This is a genomic window from Micromonospora sp. 050-3, assembly GCF_046549335.1.
Lineage (GTDB): Bacteria > Actinomycetota > Actinomycetes > Mycobacteriales > Micromonosporaceae > Micromonospora > Micromonospora trifolii.
This window is the reverse complement of the sequence record NZ_JAJPVX010000001.1, coordinates 702,462-722,471: the sequence shown is the minus strand read 5'-3', so window position 1 is coordinate 722,471 and position 20,010 is coordinate 702,462. Positions and strand designations below refer to the sequence as shown.

General features: G+C 72.2%; 22 protein-coding genes. 10 read left to right on the top strand and 12 right to left on the bottom strand.

Going from position 1 to position 20,010, the window contains the following annotated elements:
- Positions 1-109: 109 nt before the first annotated feature.
- From ACLJOK_RS03405 to ACLJOK_RS03395, 3 genes are read right to left on the bottom strand one after another with little or no spacing between them, the layout of a single operon-like run.
- The gene (locus tag ACLJOK_RS03405) at positions 110-1,726 is read right to left on the bottom strand and encodes a prenyltransferase/squalene oxidase repeat-containing protein (protein WP_410816054.1); all 1,617 of its coding nucleotides are present in this window, start codon (positions 1,724-1,726) and stop codon (positions 110-112) included.
- A complete protein-coding gene (locus ACLJOK_RS03400) occupies positions 1,723-2,634 on the bottom strand; it encodes a terpene synthase family protein (RefSeq protein ID WP_410816053.1) in 912 nt (303 codons plus the stop codon). The genes ACLJOK_RS03405 and ACLJOK_RS03400 overlap by 4 nt, the downstream gene beginning before the upstream one ends.
- A complete protein-coding gene (locus ACLJOK_RS03395; RefSeq protein WP_410819232.1) occupies positions 2,631-3,968 on the bottom strand; it encodes a cytochrome P450 in 1,338 nt (445 codons plus the stop codon). Before ACLJOK_RS03395 ends, ACLJOK_RS03400 begins: the two co-directional genes overlap by 4 nt.
- A 444-nt stretch (positions 3,969-4,412) precedes the next feature.
- Between ACLJOK_RS03395 and ACLJOK_RS03390 the strand changes: the two genes are divergently transcribed.
- Positions 4,413-4,661 (top strand): DUF2630 family protein, encoded by a 249-nt coding sequence (locus ACLJOK_RS03390; protein WP_091403743.1) that lies wholly within the window; start codon positions 4,413-4,415, stop codon positions 4,659-4,661.
- 42 nt (positions 4,662-4,703) lie between these two features.
- On the opposite strand, the gene ACLJOK_RS03385 is transcribed toward ACLJOK_RS03390, so the two are convergent.
- The 3 genes from ACLJOK_RS03385 to ACLJOK_RS03375 all read right to left on the bottom strand — a co-directional run bounded on the left by ACLJOK_RS03385 (position 4,704) and on the right by ACLJOK_RS03375 (position 7,420).
- On the bottom strand, positions 4,704-5,636 hold the full coding sequence (locus tag ACLJOK_RS03385) for a serine protein kinase RIO (RefSeq protein ID WP_410816052.1): 933 nt from the start codon (positions 5,634-5,636) through the stop codon (positions 4,704-4,706).
- A 213-nt stretch (positions 5,637-5,849) separates the two neighbouring features.
- Positions 5,850-6,494, bottom strand: a complete 645-nt coding sequence (locus tag ACLJOK_RS03380) for an HAD family hydrolase (RefSeq protein ID WP_238681707.1) — start codon at positions 6,492-6,494, stop codon at positions 5,850-5,852.
- Between the two features lie 65 nt (positions 6,495-6,559).
- Positions 6,560-7,420 (bottom strand): carbon-nitrogen hydrolase family protein, encoded by an 861-nt coding sequence (locus ACLJOK_RS03375; RefSeq protein WP_410816049.1) that lies wholly within the window; start codon positions 7,418-7,420, stop codon positions 6,560-6,562.
- A 77-nt stretch (positions 7,421-7,497) separates the two neighbouring features.
- Between ACLJOK_RS03375 and ACLJOK_RS03370 the strand changes: the two genes are divergently transcribed.
- From ACLJOK_RS03370 to ACLJOK_RS03340, 7 genes are all read left to right on the top strand, one after another.
- Positions 7,498-8,070 carry a TetR/AcrR family transcriptional regulator gene (locus tag ACLJOK_RS03370; RefSeq protein ID WP_091403732.1) on the top strand — a complete coding sequence of 191 codons (573 nt, stop codon included), beginning with the start codon at positions 7,498-7,500 and terminating at the stop codon, positions 8,068-8,070.
- A gap of 81 nt (positions 8,071-8,151) precedes the next feature.
- The gene (locus tag ACLJOK_RS03365; protein ID WP_410816047.1) at positions 8,152-9,084 is read left to right on the top strand and encodes a TIGR04222 domain-containing membrane protein; all 933 of its coding nucleotides are present in this window, start codon (positions 8,152-8,154) and stop codon (positions 9,082-9,084) included.
- Positions 9,081-9,899, top strand: coding sequence for a DUF692 domain-containing protein (locus ACLJOK_RS03360; RefSeq protein ID WP_410816046.1), 819 nt, complete (start codon positions 9,081-9,083; stop codon positions 9,897-9,899). Before ACLJOK_RS03365 ends, ACLJOK_RS03360 begins: the two co-directional genes overlap by 4 nt.
- A complete protein-coding gene (locus tag ACLJOK_RS03355; RefSeq protein WP_410816045.1) occupies positions 9,896-10,423 on the top strand; it encodes a hypothetical protein in 528 nt (175 codons plus the stop codon). Before ACLJOK_RS03360 ends, ACLJOK_RS03355 begins: the two co-directional genes overlap by 4 nt.
- Before the next feature lie 2 nt (positions 10,424-10,425).
- Positions 10,426-11,187, top strand: coding sequence for an SDR family oxidoreductase (locus tag ACLJOK_RS03350; protein WP_410816043.1), 762 nt, complete (start codon positions 10,426-10,428; stop codon positions 11,185-11,187).
- A 205-nt stretch (positions 11,188-11,392) separates the two neighbouring features.
- A complete protein-coding gene (mug, locus tag ACLJOK_RS03345; protein ID WP_410819230.1) occupies positions 11,393-11,911 on the top strand; it encodes a G/U mismatch-specific DNA glycosylase in 519 nt (172 codons plus the stop codon).
- Positions 11,912-11,995: 84 nt separating this feature from the next.
- Entirely contained in the window at positions 11,996-12,406 is a 411-nt protein-coding gene (locus ACLJOK_RS03340; protein WP_410816042.1) for a hypothetical protein, read from the top strand.
- A 39-nt stretch (positions 12,407-12,445) separates the two neighbouring features.
- On the opposite strand, the gene ACLJOK_RS03335 is transcribed toward ACLJOK_RS03340, so the two are convergent.
- The 3 genes from ACLJOK_RS03335 to ACLJOK_RS03325 all read right to left on the bottom strand — a co-directional run bounded on the left by ACLJOK_RS03335 (position 12,446) and on the right by ACLJOK_RS03325 (position 15,578).
- Entirely contained in the window at positions 12,446-14,422 is a 1,977-nt protein-coding gene (locus ACLJOK_RS03335) for an ABC transporter ATP-binding protein (RefSeq protein WP_410819228.1), read from the bottom strand.
- 114 nt (positions 14,423-14,536) lie between these two features.
- Positions 14,537-15,304, bottom strand: coding sequence for an enoyl-CoA hydratase/isomerase family protein (locus ACLJOK_RS03330; RefSeq protein WP_112588650.1), 768 nt, complete (start codon positions 15,302-15,304; stop codon positions 14,537-14,539).
- 46 nt (positions 15,305-15,350) lie between these two features.
- Entirely contained in the window at positions 15,351-15,578 is a 228-nt protein-coding gene (locus ACLJOK_RS03325; protein WP_007462679.1) for a helix-turn-helix domain-containing protein, read from the bottom strand.
- 216 nt (positions 15,579-15,794) lie between these two features.
- Here ACLJOK_RS03325 and ACLJOK_RS03320 point away from each other — a divergent pair, with 216 nt between their 5' ends.
- Positions 15,795-16,394, top strand: coding sequence for a cadmium resistance transporter (locus tag ACLJOK_RS03320; protein ID WP_410816040.1), 600 nt, complete (start codon positions 15,795-15,797; stop codon positions 16,392-16,394).
- A gap of 22 nt (positions 16,395-16,416) precedes the next feature.
- Here ACLJOK_RS03320 and ACLJOK_RS03315 read toward each other — a convergent pair whose 3' ends face one another.
- The gene (locus ACLJOK_RS03315; RefSeq protein ID WP_410816039.1) at positions 16,417-18,021 is read right to left on the bottom strand and encodes an ABC-F family ATP-binding cassette domain-containing protein; all 1,605 of its coding nucleotides are present in this window, start codon (positions 18,019-18,021) and stop codon (positions 16,417-16,419) included.
- A 262-nt stretch (positions 18,022-18,283) separates the two neighbouring features.
- Here ACLJOK_RS03315 and ACLJOK_RS03310 point away from each other — a divergent pair, with 262 nt between their 5' ends.
- Entirely contained in the window at positions 18,284-19,207 is a 924-nt protein-coding gene (locus ACLJOK_RS03310; protein WP_410816038.1) for a neutral zinc metallopeptidase, read from the top strand.
- A gap of 71 nt (positions 19,208-19,278) precedes the next feature.
- On the opposite strand, the gene ACLJOK_RS03305 is transcribed toward ACLJOK_RS03310, so the two are convergent.
- Together ACLJOK_RS03305 and ACLJOK_RS03300 are read right to left on the bottom strand one after the other, a co-directional pair.
- Complete coding sequence (locus tag ACLJOK_RS03305) at positions 19,279-19,638, bottom strand: YybH family protein (RefSeq protein WP_410816037.1); 360 nt, start codon at positions 19,636-19,638, stop codon at positions 19,279-19,281.
- A 65-nt stretch (positions 19,639-19,703) separates the two neighbouring features.
- Complete coding sequence (locus ACLJOK_RS03300; protein WP_238682673.1) at positions 19,704-20,003, bottom strand: muconolactone Delta-isomerase family protein; 300 nt, start codon at positions 20,001-20,003, stop codon at positions 19,704-19,706.
- Positions 20,004-20,010: the final 7 nt, after the last annotated feature.

Below are 20,010 nucleotides of genomic sequence, written 5' to 3'. Positions count from 1 at the left end.
CGGGCGTTGACTCAGCTCATCAACGAATGATCAGAGGGGGCGACGTCCCACCACAGCGGGGCATCCGGGGCTGAGGCTCTGCGTACGCTAGCAGTGTCCACACAACCCCTCAAGTTGCTGTTTTTGTTGACTGGTAACCGCAATCCACCACCGATCGGTCCACGCCGGAGGCACGGATGCCGGCAAGTCGGCAGGCGGTGAGCACAGCGGCACGGACGATGACTGTCGGACAGTACAGCTCCTTTCCGTACCACAGTGGAGGGTGCTCCCGGACGGCGGATTCGTGCAGGTAGGCGTGCCCCCGCGCCACGGCGTCTTCGACCCGCGGCACCGTGGTCGGCACCGTCAGCAGCACCTGGAGGGCGTACGCGGTCTCCTCGGCGGTGCCGTCCCACCGCCCCCACGAACCGTCCACGCGCTGGCTGCTCAGCACCCAGCCGGCCGCGCGGTCCACCGCCTCGGCGGCGGCCGCACCCCGCCCGAACTCGGCCAGTGCCAGCACGCAGCAGGCGGTGGCGTAGTACGGCGAGGCGTGCCACCGGTCCTGCCAGGCGCCGTCAGCGCGCTGGTGCCCGGTCAGCACAGTGCTCAGCCGGTCGACCGCCCGGTGATAACGCGCGTCCGCGTCCGGGTGCCGGATCAGGTGCTGACCGAAGGCGTCCAGCACATGGGCGTTGGTGGTGACCGAGAAGCCGTCCTCCCCCGGCCAGGTGCAGAAACCGTCAGCCGTCTCGTACGCCCACAGGCTGGCCGGGTCCGCCGGACGGCCGAGCCGGGCCAACGCGTCGAGCGACACCGCTGTGGTGTCGGCGTCGGTCGGCAGGCCGTCGCCGGTGGCGATGCCCTGGCCGGCGGTGGCAGCGGTCAGGCTCTCCAGGACGGCGGCCGGCGGGTTGATCGTGATCCCGGCGCGAGTCAGGCCGCTGAGCACCCAGGCCCGCTCGAAGACGGTGATCGGTGCCGGGCAGGGCACCGGGCCGCCTCCGTCGCGGATCAACGCCCGCAGGAAGGCGTGCGCGGCAGGGCCGGCGGCCGGGCCGGCCGCGGTCAGCCAGGCCGCGGTCGCGGCGGGTGAGGCGCCGACCGCTGTGAGCGTGGGGCCGGCGTCGGTGGGTGTCGCGTCCAGGATCTCGTAGAAGTGGGCCAGCTTCGGTGGCAGCGCCACTCCGGCGGCCACCGCGGACCGCACCGCGCGCAGTCGGTCCCGGTTGAGCCCGGTGGGCAGCGGCAACGGCCGTCGGGGCAGGCCGGCGGCGGTGACCCGCTCCAGCCGGGCGAGCCGGTCGTTGATGGTGTCGACCAGCGCCGGGACGATGAGGTCCAGCGCGGGGGTGTCCGGCAGGGTCCGGGCGTCGGTGGGGAGCAGCGTGCCGACGAGCGCGCCAAGCCCACGGGCCACCGGGGCGAGCAGTTCCGTCCCGGCCCTGCCGTCGGCCAGCGCCGCGAGCAGCGCATCGGTGGCGCTCAGCGTCGGCACCAGGGCGTACCCCTCGGGTGGGCCCCACGCCCCGTCCGGGCGCTGACTGCGCAGCAGGAACGCGATCCGCTGGTGGTGCCCGGTCAGCCAGGGCGCGACGGCGACCAGCCGCCCGGTCTCGTACACCGATGCGGCGACCTGCCCCCACGGCCGCAGACCAAGGCCGGCGATCAACTCACGGGCGGTGGCGGCGACCGGGTCGGCGGCGGTAGCCGCGTCGGCGAGCACCCGGGTGGCGCAGTTACTCACCGCGCGCCCCAGAAGTCCGACAGTTGGTAGAAGCCCTCGGTGAAGGAGATCTGCCGGTTGAGGTAGTCCGCCTGGCGGGGGCACCGCTCGGCGAGGGCGGCCAGGTCCCCCCGAGACCGTGCGGTCAACTCGGTCAGACGGTCGTGCACCTGCGCCGGGTCGTCGACAAACGAAAGGGCGTTCAGGTCACCCCATTCGGCGTCCCGACGGTGGGTGGCCAGGTCGTTGACCAGCCGCAGTACGCGCTGCACGCCACGACCGGCGTCCAGCAGGTCGGTCAGCTGGGCGAGGGTCTTCTCGTCGCCGGTGGCGATCCAGTGGGTGACGTTGACGAAGGAACAGGCGAGGTTGTCGGCGTTGTCCAGGTAGCGGTCCAGGTCTGGCAGGCGCCGGCCGGTCGTCGGGTCGGTCGGCAGGTGCTTCCAGTCCCACTCCCGCGCCACGGCGGCCAACATCCGCGCCAGTTCGTCGCGCCAGATCGGCCGCAGCCGGACGAACGCCGGCACGGTAGTCAGCTCGTCGCGCAGGTCGGCCAGGAGTCGGGCCAGGTGTCGCCCCGGTGGCGGCGCAGCGCCGTCGGCCACCGCGAGGCAGTCGGTCACCACCTCCCGGACGTCGTCGACGGACCGCGCGAGGTAGTCGACCTGCCAGTCGGCGGCGAAGACCCAGAGCAGGGTACGGGTGGTGATCCGCAATTCCGCGGCGGTGTGCCACGGCGCGGTGAAGGCGATGGCGGTGGCCACCGAGCTGAGCAGCGCCGGGTCGAACGGCGCGGCGTCAAACAGCTCCGGGTGAGCGGCGGTGACATCCTGGAGGTCGCGTACGCCGCGCACGGCGAGCGCGCACACCCGGCCCTGTTCGGCGACAGCGTCCTGACCGGCCCGCGCCGGTCGCGGGGTCTCCGTCACGATGCGACCGGGCGCTCGACCGGGGTGAGGATGACCTCGGCCCGCTGCTTCGGTTGCAGCGAGGCGCCCATCCGAGGGGTGAGATCGACCGGTTCGCGCAGCCGGAAGCGGTAGCGGTTCAGCACGGTGCTGACGATGAGCTGGGCCTCCAGCAGGAACAGGTACTGCCCGAGGCACTGGTGCGGGCCTCCGCCGAACGGAAAGTAGGAGTAGCGGTAGCGCCGCCGGGGCAACTCCGGTGCGAACCGCTCCGGGTCGAAGAGCGCCGGGTCGGTCCAGAACGTCGACATCCGCTGGGTGACGTACGGGCTGACCAGCACGGTGCCGCCGGCCTTGACCCGCACCCCTCCCAGTACGTCGTCGCCGACCGCTGTGCGCGGGATCATCCAGCCGGCCGGGTAGAGCCGCAGCATCTCGTCGAGCACCATCCGGCCGTAGCGCAGCTGGGGCAGGTGCTCGCGGCCGACCCGTTCGGCGCCGACCACCCGCTCGATCTCGTCGGTCATCCGCTCGGCCACGTCAGGTCGGGACGCCAGGACCGGCCAGAGCCAGGAGAGCAGGGCGATGGTGGTCTCGGTGGCGGTGGAGAACATCGCGACCACGTCGCCGCGGATCGCGTACTCGTCGGGTTCGCTGCCGTCGGCGCGCGGCCGGCAGAGCGTGGAGATGATGTCGTCGCCGTCGGTGGGATGGGCCCGGGCCTCTCGGATGATCGGCAGCACCACCTCGTCGATGGTGCGCACCGCGTCGGCGAAACGCCGGTCGCCAGGCATCGGCACCGCGTACGGCACGGCGGGCATCAGTAGTCGGGGGAGCATCGCGGTGGTGACGGTGTCCAGCGCGGCGCTGATCCGCAGGGCGTCGGGGACCGAGATCCGGTCGGCGAAGAGGACCCGCATGGTGGTGCGCAGGACGATCCGGGTCAGCTCGGCGCCACCGTCGATCGGGCGACCGGCGAGGGCCGGTTCGAGCCACTCGTCGACCGCCTCGTTGATCGCCTCGGCCATCTTGTCGACGAGCGTCTCGGCCCGCTTGGCGGTGAACAACGGTTGCAGCGCGCCTCGGCTGGACTCCCAGATCTCACCCTCGGCGACCAGGATGGCGTCACCGACGATTCGACGCACGGGTCGCCAGAGCAACCCGTCGCCGTCCCGGGTGTAGTTGGCAACGTTGTCCCGCAGGACGCGTTGCAGGTGCTCAGGATGGCTGACCAGATAGGGGCGGAACGAGCCGAGGTTGAGCCGGACGACGTCGCCGTCGGCGTCCTGCGCGAAGTCGACGAGCGCGCCCAGCGGATCGCGGACCAGTGCCGGCAGAGCGCGTCGTAACGGGATTGTCCGGGGCTCGATGCTGACGGTGGCGGGGCGCGCCTCGGACACCTGCGACATCGAACCACGTCTCCTCGTCGTCCCGGCGACCGCAGCGGTCCACTTCGGTCGGGCAGGTTGATGAAACTTTCACCTTCTGGGCCGACGGAAGCATCTCACCAAACGAGGGGCACCTCCAGACTTGCGGACGGCGCAATTTCCATCTAAGCGCGCGCACGCTCGTCGATGTTTCCACCTCGCTCAAATCCTGAATGGATATTCAGGTGCAGCACCCGCCGGGTGGGCTGACCAACCAGCGCCGTGGCCGGATCGGCCGCGCTGCGCCAGCCCGGCTGCGGCATCGGCACCGGACTGGCGGTGTCGGCCTGGCCGGTGCGGGTCGGTGACCCGGGACGCACCGGTACCCCCGAATCCGGGCGATGCCCGGCACCCTGTGCCAGGCTCTGTGGCATGGACGACAAGACCATCCTGAACCGGATCTCCGAGCTGGTCGATGAGGAACACAAGCTGCGTGCCGACGCCCAGGCCCACGAGTCGGGCACCGAGGGCGAGGCCAGCGAGCGACTGCGTGCCCTGGAGGAGTCCCTCGACCAGTGCTGGGACCTGCTGCGCCGCCGACGGGCCGCCCGGGAGACCCACGGAGACCCGGACGCCCAGGGCGAACGCCCCAAGCCCGAGGTGGAGCGCTACCTGCAATAGCCGACGTGGCGGGTCGGGCGGTGGCCGCCCGACCCGCTCCGATCAGCGCAGGCCCGCCTCGTGCAGCAACTCCCGGGTCAACAGGGCGGGGTCGACCTGCTCGGCGGGGAGACCCCGGGCCGCGAACCAGGTGCCGACCACCCGCACATCGCGGGCCAGGAACTCCGACCCCTGTGGGTTCGCCACCACGTCGACCACCTGCGGCAGGTCGATCACGACCAGCCGGCCCTGGTGCACGAGCAGGTTGTACGGCGACAGGTCGCCGTGCGCGTAACCGGCCCGAGCCAGCACCCGCAGCGCCTCCACCAGTTGGGCCCACAGGTCACGCAGCTCGGTCGGGCCGGGTCGCAGCTGGGCCAGTCGGGGTGCCGCCTCCCCCGACTCGGCATCACCGACGAACTCCAGCATCAGTTCGGTGCCCCGCACCTGCACCGGGTACGGCACGGCGATCCGGTCGTGCCCGGCGCCGATCTCCCAGAGCCGACTGAGCGCGGCGAATTCGGCCGCCGCCCACTGTCCGGCGATCATCTGCCGGCCGAACGCCGTCCGGCCGGCCATCGCCCGGTTCTCTCGGGACCGGCGCACCCGACGGCCCTCCAGGTAACCGGCATCGCGGTGGAACAACCGGTGCTCCGGATCGCGGTAGCGTTTCACCGCGAGCAGGCAGGACCGGTCGGTGTCCGGCACCGCCCGACGGACGAGGTGGACGTCCGCCTCCTTGCCGGTCTTCAGCACACCCAGTTCGGTGTCCTTGGCGGCCAACTCGGTGACCAGCCAGGCAGGGTACGGCTGTGGCCCGTGCACGGCGTCGTCCCAGGACGACCAGCGCTCGCCGGTGTCCGGGTCGGGCTCGCTGTCGGGGTCCGCGAGCGGCTCGGTGGGCCGCCCGCGCTTTAGAAACTGCGGTTCGTCGTCGTCGAAGCGGCTCTTGCCGCGGCTTCGGCGCTCAAGCGCCGGAAGGTCGTGATCGCGCACTGTGGTGAGGTTCCCTTGGTCGAGGCTGAGATAGGCAGCTGGAAGCGACCTGCAAAGACGGCCATGACCGACCCCCTGTCCTCGACCGGGCACACGCCCGGGATGCACCATGCGCGGACAATGCTCGTACCACCACGTCCGCCGGTCAACCGAATTACCGGGCCACCACCCGAACGGCCGCTCCGACGCCCCACCGCCGGCGCGCGGAGACCCTCAGCGGGCCAAAACTGTGGCGACCGCGGCGATCAACCCGTCTACGGTGCGGCTCGGCGCGAACCGGACGTCCGTCCAGGTCCGCCCCCGGTGCAGCCAGACGCTGGGCAGCCCGACGGCGGCGGCACCGCCGATGTCCGCCTCCGGGCTGTCACCGATCACCCACGCCCCCCGCAGCGGCATTCGGACCCGCTGGGCGGCGAGCGCGAAGATTCTCGGGTTGGGCTTGCTGACGCCGGCCTCCTCGGAGATGACCCAGTCCGCGACGTACTGGTCCAGCCCGGTCTGGCGGATCTTGGCGTCCTCGACGCGTACGGTGCCGTTGCAGACCACCACCGGCACCCAGCCGGCGTCGTCGGCGATCCGCAGTGCGCAGGCGGTCAGCGGGTCGAGCCGGGTCTGCGCCACCACCCCGTCGTGCAGCTCCTCGACCAGGTCGATCGAGGGAATGCGCAGCTCGTAGCGGTCCCGGATGGCGTCGGCGAGGTCCCAGCGGTCGGTCAGACCGTCGGCGTCGATCGAGATCAGCCAGTCGATGTCGGTGTGGGGCGCGCCGATGCTGTCCAGGAAGCGCTCACCCCAGCGGCGGAACGGCCCGGCCCGATCCAGCAGGGTGTTGTCCAGGTCCAGCAGGAGCAGTGGCACTCGGGCACCCTACGGGACCGACGTGTCCGCCAACAGATGCGGCGGGTATCGAGCTGACGAAGGGCTCAGCCAGGCATCGACAGCCGCGGGCCACCCTGGTCCGACAGCCGATCGACGAGCATCGAGTGGGCCGCCCGGGTGGCCGCGAGCACGGCGGGATCCAGCGTCGCCACGAGCACCGCCGCGCCGTCGTCCGCCCCGCGAGCCAGCACCCGCCCCTCGGGGTCGTAGATGGCCGCGCCGCCGTTGAACCGCCACGGGTCGACGCCGCCGACCGCGTTGGCGAAGACCACGAACATCGTGTTGTCCAGGGCACGCGCGGCGTAGTAGAGATCCCGGCGGTGCTCGGAACCGGCCAGGTATCCGCTGGGACACAGGTAGGCGTGTGCGCCGTCGAGGGCGGCGGCCCGGCCGTGCTCGGGGAAACAGCCGTCGTAGCAGATGCCCAGCCCGAGCCGCCAGTCGTCGACGAGCAGCGTGGCACCCCGCTCGCCGGGGGTGAACAGCTCCCGTTCGTCGCCCCACAACTGCTGCTTGTCGTACCCGACCCGCACCTCGCCGGTCCGGTCGACCACCAGCGCCGCGATGGTCCGCCGGCCGTCGGGGTGCCGGACGGCGGCGCCGACCAGCGCGGCGACGCCGGCCTCGCGCGCCGCGACGCGCAGCGGATCGAGCCGGGGATCCGCGACCATCCCGGCCGGATCGGCAGCGACGTCAGTGCCGGCCGGGTCGGCGGCGAGGACCGGCGGGTGGTACGCGCAGAGGAACAGCTCCGGCAGGACGGCCACCCGGGCACCCCGCTCGCCGGCTCGGCGGACCAGATCGGCGGCCATGACCGCGTTGCCGGCGACGTCGCCCGGCGTGGGGGTGGCCTGGACGGTGGCCACTGTCAGCGGGGAGTTGGGCAGGGTGCGGGGTTGGGTCACCGGGCGATGGTAGTCGGCGACATCCCAAGCCGTACGTACGGTTTGCATGCCCCGGGGTGACCTGCAACGATCGACGTGTGCCCAGAGTAAGCCAGGACCAGCTCGACGCTCGCCGGCAGGAGATCCTCGCCGCGGCCCGGGCGTGTTTCGCCCGGCTCGGCTACGAGGGGGCGACAGTACGCCGCCTCGAGGAGGCCACCGGCCTGTCCCGTGGCGCGATCTTCCACCACTTCCGCGACAAGGACTCGCTCTTCCTGGCCGTCGCCGAGGACGACGCCGCGGCCATGGTCGAGACGGTGGCCCGCAACGGCCTGGTGCAGGTGATGCGCGATCTGCTCGCCCGCGCCGTCTCCCCCGACACCACCGGCTGGCTGGGCAGCCAACTGGAGGTCTCCCGGCGGCTGCGCACCGACCCGGCGTTCGCCCGGCGCTGGGCGGAACGGTCCGCCGCCATCGCGGAGGCGACCCGGGACCGGCTGGCCCGCCAGCGCGACGCCGGGGTGCTACGCGAGGACGTACCGATCGACGTGCTGGCCCAGTTCCTGGAGCTGGCCTACGACGGCCTGGTGCTGCACCTGGCCATGGGCCGACCGGCCGGTGACCTGGGCCCGGTGCTCGACCTGGTCGAGGAGGCGGTCCGCCGCCACTGACCGCGCGGACACCGGTCGGTCGACCGTGGCGAGGCTGCTCCACAATGGGGCCGCCGATCCCTCCGGTGACAGGAGCAGTCGATGATCGTCCACGCCGCGTCCGGCGACACCTGGGGCATCTCCGGCCCGACCTTCCTCCGGTACTACATCGCGGCGGCCATCGTGGTGGTGGCGATCGCGCTGTACCACCGGATCCGCCTGCTGACCGCCCCGGCGCACACCACAGTCGACCCGCTCGGCGCGCAGCAGGTCGCCTACCTCAACGGTGGCCCCCAGCTCGCTGTGCACGCGGCGCTGGGTGGGCTGCGCGGCAGCGGCGCGGTCGGCGTACGACCGGACCGTCGGCTGACCACCGTCGGTGCCGCGCCGACCGGGCTCACCCCACTGGATCAGGCCATCCGCTGGGCCGCCCACCAGCACTCCCGGGTCCGGGACCTGCCCCAGGACCAGCGCGTACGCACCGCGCTGGACCAGATCCGCAACGGTCTGGAGCAGCGCGGGCTGCTGACGAACGACACACAGCGCGCCCGCGCCCGCCTCTGGAGCCAGTTCCTGTGGGCCCTGCTGGGCCTCGGCGTGCTCCGGCTGTTCTCCGGCCTGTTCAGCGGGCGCCCGGTGGCTTACCTGCTGCTCACCCTGGCGGCCCTCCTGTGCGCGGCCCTGCTGCTGCGCCGGGCACCCGTCCGCACCCGGGCCGGTCGCGCCGCCCTTCGTTCCGTGCGCGGCGAGCACACCCACCTCGCGCCGGCCTCCGCGCCCGCCTACGCCACCTACGGAGCGGCCGGCGCGGCGATGGGCGTGGCCCTGTACGGCACCGCCTCGCTCTGGGCCCTCGACCCGGGCTTCGCCGAGCAGGCCGAGATCCAGCGTCAGGCCATCTCCAGCAGCGGGGGTTGGACGGGCGGCTCCGACGGATCGTCCGGTGGCGGAGGCGACAGTTCCGGTGGGGACGGCGGCAGCTCCTGCGGCGGTGGAGGCGGCGGGTGCGGGGGCGGCGGCGGGTGCGGCGGATGACCGGCCCGTCCGGGGTCGGCATCGGCTGGCGTCCGGAAATCGCCGGCTTCGTGGCCGAGCTGCCCGGCCTGCGCTTCGTCGAGGTGGTGGCCGAGGGGGTGCCCGCCTCCGGGCCGCTCCCACCCGGCCTCACCCAGCTGCGGGAACGCGCGGTGACCGTCGTACCGCACGGGGTGCGGCTCTCCCTCGGCGGCGCCGAGCCGGTCGACCCGGCCCGGGTCGCCCACCTGGCCGCGGTGGCGCAACGCCTGGACGCCCCGCTGGTCAGCGAGCACATCGCGTTCGTCCGGGCCGGCGGCCTGGAGGCCGGTCACCTGCTGCCGCTGCCGCGCAGCCGGGAAGCCGTCGACGTGGTCTGCGCCAACGTGGCGCGGGCACAGGCCGAGCTTCCGGTGCCGATCGCGCTGGAGCCGATCGCCGCGCTTGTCGACTGGCCCGACGACGAGCTGGACGAGGCGGACTTCCTCACCGAGATCCTCGACCGGACCGGGGCACTGCTGCTGCTGGACGTGGCAAACGTGCACGCCAACGCCCACAACCGGGGCAGCGACCCGCTGGCGTTGCTGGACCGCCTGCCGCTGGAGCGGGTCGCGTACGCCCACGTGGCCGGCGGCGCGGAGCACGGCGGTTTCTACCACGACACCCACACCGACCCCGTGCCGACAGCAGTGTTGGAGCTGGTCGGCGCGCTCTGCGCCCGTCGGCGACCGCCGGCGCTGCTGCTGGAGCGCGACGGCCACTACCCGCCGGCCGCCGACCTCCGCGCCGAACTGGACGCCCTGGCCGCCGCCGCGGGCTTCCCGGCCGTGACATGACTGGCGCATCCGACGGCGACTCCGCGCCCACGCCCCGCGCCGGGCTCGCCGAACGGCAGGCCGAACTGGTCGCGGCGCTGGTCGCCGGAGGGCCACCCCCGCCGGGGTTCGCGCCGGGACCGCTGGCCGCCACCCGCGCGGCCCTGCTGCGTAAGCGGGCCGGCGAGGTGGCCCGGCACTGGCCACTGCTCGCCGCCGGCCTCGGCGCCAGGTGGCCGACCACCTTCGCCGAGTGGGCCGCCCGGCGACCCACCGCCGGATCGCTGCGCGACGGTTGGGACCTGGCCCGGGCCCTGCACGCCCAGCACGCGCTCCCCCCGGCGGCCGCCGAGGAGCTGGCCGGCCGGGAGGCGCGCCTGCGCTACGACGGGCTCCGGGCTCCGCGTCCGCGCCGGGCGCCGGCGGTCGGCCGCGCCGGCGGCGCCGTCGTGGTGCAGATCGCCGGCCGGGTACGCCTGCTGCGCCCCGCCCCACGGGTATCCACCCTTGCTGGCGACGCCGTGGCGGATGCGGCAGGATCGTAGTTATGGATCTCGGACTGACCGACCGCGTGTACGTCCTCACCGGCGCCTCCCGCGGTCTGGGCTACGCGACCGCGCAGAGCCTGGTCGCCGACGGCGCACGGGTGGTGCTCTCGGCCCGGGACCCGGACGCGGTGGCCGCCGCCGCGCAGCAGCTGGGTGGCCCGGAGCACGCCGTCGGGCTGACCGCGGACCTGACCGACCCGGAGACCCCGGGGCAGCTCGTCGCCGCCGCTCAGGAGCACTTCGGCCGGCTCGACGGCGCGCTGATCTCGGTCGGTGGTCCACCGGCCGGCAACGCCGCGGCGATCACCGACGAGCAGTGGCGGCTCTCCTTCGAAACCGTCTTCCTGGGCACCATCCGCGCGGTCCGCACGATCGCCGCCGCACTGCCCGAGGGCGGCGCGATCGGCCTGGTGCTCTCCACCTCGGCTCGTGGCCCGGTGCCCGGCCTCGGCATCTCCAACGGTCTACGGCCCGGCCTCGTCGGCGCGGCCAAGGACATCGCCGACGACTACGGCCCGCGTGGGGTCCGGGTGGTCGGGCTGCTGCCCGGCCGGATCATGACCGACCGCAACCGGGAGCTCTTCGCCGCGACCGGCGACCCGGATCGCGCCCGCGCCGACGCGGAGGCCAGCATCCCGCTGCGCCGCCTCGGCGACCCCGCCGAGTTCGGCCGGGTGGCAGCGTTCGTGCTCTCCCCCGCCGCGAGCTACCTCACCGGGATCACCCTGCCGGTCGACGGCGGCGCGCTGCGCGGGCTGTGACCCCCGACGGGGCCCGAGCTGCCCGCGCCGTGACGCCGCCCGAGAAGGCTCAGTCCGACTACCCGGCCGTTGATCGACTCGGCCTCCAGGAGACCGGGCGGTCGAAGCGACCAGGACACCCCGACTTCCAGGAACTCGAGTCGATCAACGCGCCGACCCGGACGGACCTGGCGGCCGGGACGACCCGACCGAGACCCGGGCGGACCTGGCGGCGGCTGCGGACCGGACCATTCCCGACGTGCTCGCGCCGGGGCTGGCGGTGCTCTTCGTCGGCATCAACCCGGGCCTGTGGTCGGCCGCGACCGGGTGGCACTTCGCCCGGCCGGGCAACCGGTTCTGGCCCGCCCTTCACCGGGGCGGGTTCACCCCTCGGCTGCTGCACCCCAGCGAACAGGACGAGCTGCCCGCGCTCGGGCTCGGCATCACCAACATGGCCGCCCGGGCCAGCGCCCGCGCGGACGAGCTGAGCGCCGAGGAACTCCTCGACGGCGCGGCGATCCTGACCGACAAGGTGGCCCGGTACCGGCCGCGCTGGGTGGCCGTGGTGGGGGTGACCGCGTACCGGATCGGTTTTCAGCGGCCGAAGGCCACCTTCGGGCCGCAGCCGGAGGCACTGGCCGGGGCTCGGCTGTGGGTGCTGCCCAACCCGAGCGGCCTGAACGCGCACTTCACCCCGGTCACCCTGGGCCTGGCCTTCGCCGAGCTGCGCGTGGCGGCGTTCTGACGAGCGGCCGGCGACGGCCTTGTCGCGCCGCACGGGCGCACCTACCCTCATCGCAGACCGCGATTCCGCCACAGTGGGGTGACCATGACGGATGTGCCCGCCAGCACGGCCCGAGGTTCGACCCTCGAGACCCCCGCCGAGGCATCCACCGGGCTGATCCGAACGCTGGTCGGCATCCAGTTGTACACAGTGGCGGCCTACCTCGCCGCGGCCGTCGTTCCCTATCTGTGGGCTCCTCGGCCGTACCCGCCGACCTGGACCTTCATCGTGCCGGGCTGGCTGCTCGGCGTGCCGGGTTTCTACCTCACCCTGCTCGGGCCGGTGCCCGGCATCCTGCTCGCGGTGGCCGGGGTCGGTGTGCTGGTGGCGACGCGCCGCCGCTGCCCGGCGACCCTGTACCGGTGGTGCGTCACCTCCACCGCTCTCGCCGCCGCATACGGTCTGTTCGCCTGCACGCCCTTGGCCAGCACCATCGCGGCGTTCGTGGCCGACTGAGCCGAGAAAGCCAGGTGTCGACGGCCCGGTCGCCACACGTCAGTTGGCGGCGGCGGGCGGCAGCACCTCGTCGGCACGGTAGGTGCCCAGCGGCATGACCACCGGCTCGGGACCTGTCGCGTCGACGAACGGGGCGGGCGAGTCGGCGACCGCGAACTGGGTCCGGTACAGCTCGGCGTAGAGCCCGCCGACCGCTACCAACTCCTCGTGCCGCCCCCGCTCGACGATCCGCCCACCGTCCAGGACCAGGATCTGGTCGGCGTCGCGCACTGTGGAGAGCCGGTGCGCGATCACCAGCGCGGTACGCCCGGCCAGCGCCACCGAAAGCGCCCGCTGCACCGCCGCCTCGCTCTCCGAATCCAGGTGTGCTGTCGCCTCGTCGAGGATCACGATCGACGGGGCCTTGAGCAACAGCCGCGCGATCGCGATGCGCTGCTTTTCACCGCCGGAGAACCGGTAGCCGCGCTCCCCCACAGTGGTGTCCAGACCGTCGGGCAGCGCCCGGACCAGATCGGCCACCTGCGCCCCGGCCAGTGCGGCCCAGATCTCGTCGTCGGTGGCGTCCGGCTTGGCGTAGCGAAGGTTCTCGGCGATCGTCTCGTGGAACAGGTGCGAATCCTGGGTGACCACACCGATCTCGTCACGCAGGGAGGCCAGCGTCGCGTCGCGCACGTCCACCCCGCCGACGAGCACCTGCCCGTCGCTGACGTCGTAGATCCGGGAGATGAGCATCGACAGTGTCGACTTGCCCGCCCCGGACGGGCCGACCAGCGCGACCATCTGCCCCGGCTCGACGCTGAACGAGACCCCCTTGAGCACCGGCTCGTTGACGGTCCGGTCGAGCGTGGCGACCTCCTCCAGGGAGGCGAGGGAGATCTCGGCGGCGCTCGGGTAGCGGAAACGCACGTCGCGGAAGTCGACCCGGCCGGCGCCCACTGGCACCGGCACGGCGTCGGGCTTCTCCACGATGCCCGGCTTGAGGTCGAGCACCTCGAAGACCCGGTCGAAGGAGACCAGCGCGCTCATCACGTCCACCCGGACGTTGGAGAGCGCGGTGAGCGGCCCGTACAGGCGGGTGAGCAGCAGCGCGAGCGTCACCACGGTGCCGGCGCTGACGCCGCCGGTCACCGCGAGCCAGCCGCCGAGACCGTAGGTCAGCGCCTGTGCCAGTGAGGCGACCAGCAGCATCGCCACGAAGAACGTTCGGGAATACATCGCGGACTGGATGCCGATGTCGCGGACCCGCTCGGCCCGGTCGCCGAACCGGCGGGCCTCGATCTCGGGCTGGCCGAAGAGCTTCACCAGCAGCGCGCCGGCCACCCCGAACCGCTCGGTCATGGTCGCGTTCATCTTGGCGTCGAGGTTGTACGCCTCGCGGGTGATGTCCGCCAGCCGCCGACCGACCCGACGCGCCGGGATGATGAAGATCGGCAACATCACTAATGAGAGCGCGGTGATCTGCCAGGAGAGGGTGAACATCACCGCCGCGGTGAGCACCAGCTGGATCACGTTGCTGACCACACCGGACAGGGTGGAGGTGAACGCCCTCTGGGCGCCGAGCACGTCGTTGTTGAGCCTGCTGACCAGGGCGCCGGTCTGGGTACGGGTGAAGAACTGCAACGGCATCCGCTGCACGTGGTCGTAGACCCGGGTGCGCAGGTTGAAGATGATGCCCTCGCCGATGCGGGCGGAATACCACCGTTGGGCCAGCGACAGCAGCGCGTCGGCGACCGCCAGCGCGGCGATGAACAGGGCCAGCCGCACCACGAGCCGGCCGGCCTCGGTGCCCCCCCGGTTGATCGCGTTGATCACGTCGCCGGCGAGCACCGGAGTGGCCACGCCGATGATGGCGGCCAACACCACGGTGGCCAGGAAGACGATGATGTCGCGCCGGTAGGGGTGGGCGAACGCGACGATGCGGCGGGCCACCCCGCGCTTGAGCCGGTGGGTGGAGACCTCGTCGCGGTTGCGCATCGACCGGAGCATGCTCCACCCGGCCATGCCACCGCCGGACATCGGGTTGGACATCGCTCACCTCCGGGTTGCCGGGCGGACCGCACCGTCAGGTCAATTCTCCCGACGAGTGTGACAACCTCGGTCGTAACCCGGATCTTCCCGTGCGGTCCTTACCTATTCTCCCCTGCCGGCGAGGTCACGCAGCCGACGGGTCTGTGCCTCCCGCTCGGCGCGCTGCTGGTCGGCGTGCGACCGCCCGCCGGCACCGGCGAGCAACGCCTTGATCTCCACCACCGCGTCGCGGGCCCCGGAGAGCAGGCCGGCGGTCAGGTCCCGCACCGCGTCGTCCAGCTCGGCCGGGGGGACGACCAGGGTGGCCAGCCCGATCCGGTCCGCCTCGGCGGCGTCCAACCGGCGGCCGGTGGCACAGATCTCCAACGCCCGCGAATATCCGACCAACTCGACGAGGCGTTTCGTGCCGGCCAGGTCGGGCACCAGGCCGAGGGTCACCTCGGCCATCGACAGCTTCGCGTCCGCGGACAGCACTCGCAGGTCACAGGCGAGCGCGAGCTGGAAGCCGGCACCGATCGCGTGGCCCTGTACGGCCGCGACGGAGACGACATCCGGCCGGTGCAGCCAGGTGAAACCGGCCTGGAACTCCGCGATGCGCTCGGCGCACTCCTGCTCGGGCAGCGTGGCCAGCTCAGCGAAGGACCCCGGACCCGAGGCACCCGCCACGGCGAGATCGAGGCCGGCCGAGAACGCGCGACCCTCGCCGCGGACCACCACCACCCGCACGTCGCCGGGCAGGTCGCGGGAGAAGTCGCTCATCGCCTGCCACATCGCGGGCGTCTGGGCATTGAGCACGTCGGGCCGGCACAACGTCACCGTGGCGACCGGCCCGTCGCAAGTCAGCCGAACCCCGGTCGCCTCGGCGGTCACCGGACGTCCCGGGGCGCGGCGCTGGTGGACGACGCTGAGGGGCGGGTCACGCCTTCTTGCGGCGCCGGGCGCCACCGCGCTGACGCAGCTGCACGCCGGACTCGGTGAGCACTCGGTGGATGAACCCGTAGGAACGGCCGGTCGAGGCCGCCAACGCGCGGATGCTCTCCCCCGAGGTGTACCGCTTTACCAGGTCCTTGGCGAGCGTCTGACGCTCGGCTCCGACGATCCGGCGACCCTTCTCAGTGCTGGTGGCTGTGCCAGTGGCTGCCATGCTGTGTCCTCACGTCCCAGACTGTGCGGTTCGGATACGGTCCCACCTATTAGACCGCCTCGAACGATCATGCGCCAGATATCAACTCTTCGCCAACCGACACGCTATGCAATGTCAGCTTCCCGATAGAGTGATCCTGGCGATCCGGCCCGCCGCGGCGTCCGGGCGTACCACCGCTGAAAGCTGGCGGCTGCCGACGGCCCGTAGCCTTCGGTCGTGATCGACCTGTTGAGCACCGCCGGCGCGGCGGCCGTGGTCTTCGCCGCCACCGACATCGACGACATCGTCATCCTGACGCTGTTCTTCGTCGCGGCCCGCACCACCGGCCAACCCCGCACCTGGGAAATTGTCGCTGGACAATACCTCGGCATCGGCGCGCTCGCGTTGGCCAGCGCGGTGATTGCGGGTGGACTTCTGGTGGTGCCCGACCCGTGGACGGGGCTGCTCGGCCTGCTGCCGATCGCGCTCGGCGTACGCGCGCTGCGGAGTTCGGGCGACGACGAGGCGCCGGCGGTCGTCGCCGGGGCGCTCGGCGTGGCCGGGGTGACGATCGCGAACGGCGCCGACAACGTCGCGGTCTACGTACCCGTCTTCCGCGCCCTCGGCGTGGCCGACAGCGCGGTGTTCCTGCTGGTCTTCGTGCTGCTGATCGCGCTCTGGTGTGTGGCCGGGGCCTGGCTGGGCGGGCACCGGAGGGTGGTCCGGCTGGTCGAGCGCGCCGGCGCCTGGCTGGTGCCGACGATCTTCATCGCCATCGGGCTGGTGATCCTGGTCAGCTCCGGCGTGCTCGGCCGACTGGCCGACCTGCTCGGCTGAGAAGCCGGCCGAGCAGCCTCGGTCAGGCCAGCTCGACCAGTTCGAGCAGGTCGTCGCTCCAGGCGTCCTCGTCGCCGTCGGGCAGCAGGATGGCCCGGTCCGGCTTGAGCGCCAGCACCGCACCCGGGTCGTGGGTGACCAGCACGATCGCGCCCGGATAGTTGGCGATGGCGTCGAGCACCTGCTCCCGGCTGACCGGGTCGAGGTTGTTCGTCGGCTCGTCGAGCAGCAGCACGTTGGCCCCGGAACAGACCAGCGTGGACAGAGCCAACCGGGTCTTCTCACCACCGGAGAGCACCCCGGCCGGCTTGTTCACGTCGTCACCCGAGAAGAGGAACGCGCCGAGGATCTTGCGCAGATCGGTGTCGGACTGCTCGACAGCGGCGGCCCGCATGTTCTCCAGCACCGTCCGCTCCACGTCCAGCGTCTCGTGCTCCTGGGCGTAGTAGCCCAACCGCAGGCCGTGGCCCGCGTGCACCCCGCCGGTGTCCGGGTCGAGCAGCCCGCCGAGCATCCGCAACAGGGTCGTCTTGCCGGCGCCGTTGAGCCCGAGGATGGCCACCCGGGAGCCCCGGTCCACCGCGACGTTGACGTCGGTGAAGATCTCCAGCGAGCCGTACGACTTGGAGAGGCCGGTCGCGGTCAGCGGGGTCTTGCCGCACGGGGCGGGGTTGGGGAAGCGCACCTTGGCCACCCGGTCGGAGACCCGTACCTCCTCCAGGCCGGAGATCAGCTTCTCGGCGCGGCGGGCCATGTTCTGCGCGGCCACGGTCTTGGTGGCCTTGGCCCGCATCTTGTCGGCCTGCGCCATCAGCGCGCCGGCCTTCTTCTCCGCGTTGGCCCGCTCCCGGCGGCGGCGGCGCTCGTCGGTCTCGCGCGCCTCCAGGTACGCCTTCCAGCCCAGGTTGTACACGTCGATGACCGACCGGGTGGCGTCGAGGAACCAGACCTTGTTGACCACCGACTCCAGCAGCGCGCCGTCGTGGGAGATCACGATCAGGCCGCCCTTGTGATTGGCGAGGAAGCCGCGCAGCCAGGTGATCGAGTCGGCGTCGAGGTGGTTGGTCGGCTCGTCGAGCAGCAGGATGCCGCCGCCGTTCTCACCCGCGTCGCGGAACAGGATCCGGGCCAGTTCGATGCGCCGACGCTGACCACCGGAGAGGGTGCCGATGGTCTGCGCGAGCGCCCGGTCCGGTAGGCCGAGGTTGGCGCAGATCCGCGCGGCCTCAGCCTCGGCCGCGTACCCGCCGAGGGCGGCGAACTGGTCCTCCAGCGCGCCGTACCGACGGACCATCTTGTCGCTGGCGTCCTCGGCGAGGCGAGCCTCGATCTCCTGCATCTGGGACATCAGCACGTCCAGCCCGCGCGCGGAGAGCACCCGGTCGCGGCCGGTGACCTCCAGGTCACCCGTGCGCGGGTCCTGCGGCAGGTAGCCGATGGCGCTGCGCTGGTCGATCTGGCCCCCGTACGGCTGCCCCTCGCCGGCGAGCACCTTCAGCGTGGTGGTCTTGCCGGCGCCGTTGCGACCGACCAGGCCGATCCGATCACCGGGCTGCACGCGCAGTGTGGTGTCGGACAGCAGGATCCGGGAACCGGCACGCAGTTCCAGGCCGGTGGCAGTGATCATGTTTGCGGGCTCGCTCTCGGGGTTCGGAAGGCTGACTCGGGGCACGCGAAACGGCCGGCGGGCTCAAGGGGCCCGACGGCGCGGGGCGGTTCAGCCTTCGCAGCGCAGCACCCGACAAGTGTACCGGGCGCCGCTGGACGGCCCGCCCGGATTACCGATCAAGATCATCGGGTATCGGAACGCCTGTCCGGACCCCGTCCGGCACTCGATGGACGAAACGACACACAAAAGACATTCACGGCATACGGCGATCGGGGTCAGCATGGAACTCAACGAGCGGGCCGAGCTCGACACCTCCCAGGCCAACGACCTGGGACGGGGTAGTGGCGGGTCGGGCGGGGGCATGGGCATCCCCATCCCCGGCGGTGGCGGCCGGGGCGGCATCATCGGCATCGTGGTGGCCGTTCTCGTCGCCCTGCTCGGCGGCGGGTTCGGTCTCAACGCCATGACCAACGGCGACGAGGGCGGCCAGGCCGGGGGCAGCGATCTGGAGCAGGCGTGCTCCACCGCGAACCCCGACCGTCTCGACGACGCACGCTGCCGCAACCTGCTCTACGTCAACAGCATCCAGGCCTACTGGCAGAAGGCGTACCCGGAGCTGGGCAACGGGAAGTACGAGGCGACCGACACCAACTTCTTCCAGGCCGCCGTGAGCACCGGCTGCGGACAGGCCGACTCGGGCGTCGGCCCGTTCTACTGCCCCGCCGACAAGCAGGTGTACATCGACCTGAGCTTCTACGACGAGCTGGCCTCCCGGTTCGGCGCCAAAGGCGAGTTCGCCCAGCCCTACGTGCTCGCCCACGAGTACGGCCACCACATCCAGAACCTGCTCGGCACCAACGCGAAAGCCGGCCAGGGCGACCAGAGCGGTCCCAAATCCGCCTCCGTGCGGCTGGAGTTGCAGGCCGACTGCTACGCCGGCGCCTGGGCCAAGCACGCCACCGAGAGCAAGGACAAGACCGGCCAGGAGCCGCTGTTCACGTCCATCACCCAGACCGACATCAGCGAGGCCGTGCAGGCCGCCGAGGCGATCGGCGACGACAGCATCCAGGAGCGCTCCGGCGGGCGGGTCAACCCCGACCAGTTCACCCACGGCACGTCCGAGCAGCGCAAGCGCTGGTTCAGCCAGGGCTACGACCGCGGCGACCCGAAGACCTGCGACACCTTCGGCACCGACCAGCTCTGACCTCGCCCCGAGATCGCGGCAGGCCCCTCGGCGGGCCTGCCACGATCGTCATTCCTGCCGAAGCTTCCGGCTCAGGTGAGCCGTGAGACCTGGTAGTGGCCGATGAGCCAGTCGTCGTCGACCCGCCGCAGGAGCACGCCGAGGTTGACGGTCAGGGCCGGCCGGTCGGTGAAGCCGAACTCCACCTCCAGGTAGCCGAGGACCACGTCGTCGGCGAGACGGCGGATCTCCCGAATGTCGTACGCGGCGGTCAGGCCGAGCGGCTGTCCCGCGTAGTACGTGGCGACGCCGGCAGGACCGACCGTGTACGGCTGCAACCCCTGGAAGATCGCATCGTCGGTGAAGCACGCCGCGACCCGATCGGGCTCGTGGGCGTCGACAGCCGACTTCCACCGGTCGAGGACGGTACGCAGAATCTGCGCCTCGGACATGATGATCTCCCTGCTGACTGACGTGTTCCCTGGCGTGCCTGTCGAGCCGGCGTGCCCTCGCAGGCTCAGCGAGGCGGCTGACCCGGGTCGTTCGGGTGCGGCGTCAACGGCGTCACGGTCTCGCGCCGCCAGGCGCGCAGCGGCATCGAGGCGAGCACGGCTTCCAGCTCATCGGCGTCGTCGGCCTGGAACAGCCCCCACGTACGCCACTCCCCCGGCGCCAGCGGCGGCCGCCACAGCCGCAGGAGACTGCCCTGGGCCGTCAGCTCGGCCGAACGCGCCGCCTCTCGCGCACGCATGTCGGCGACGCCGTCCTCCGACGTTCCCTGCGGCACCGTCGTCACCATGTCAACCAGAAACTCCACGCGCCCA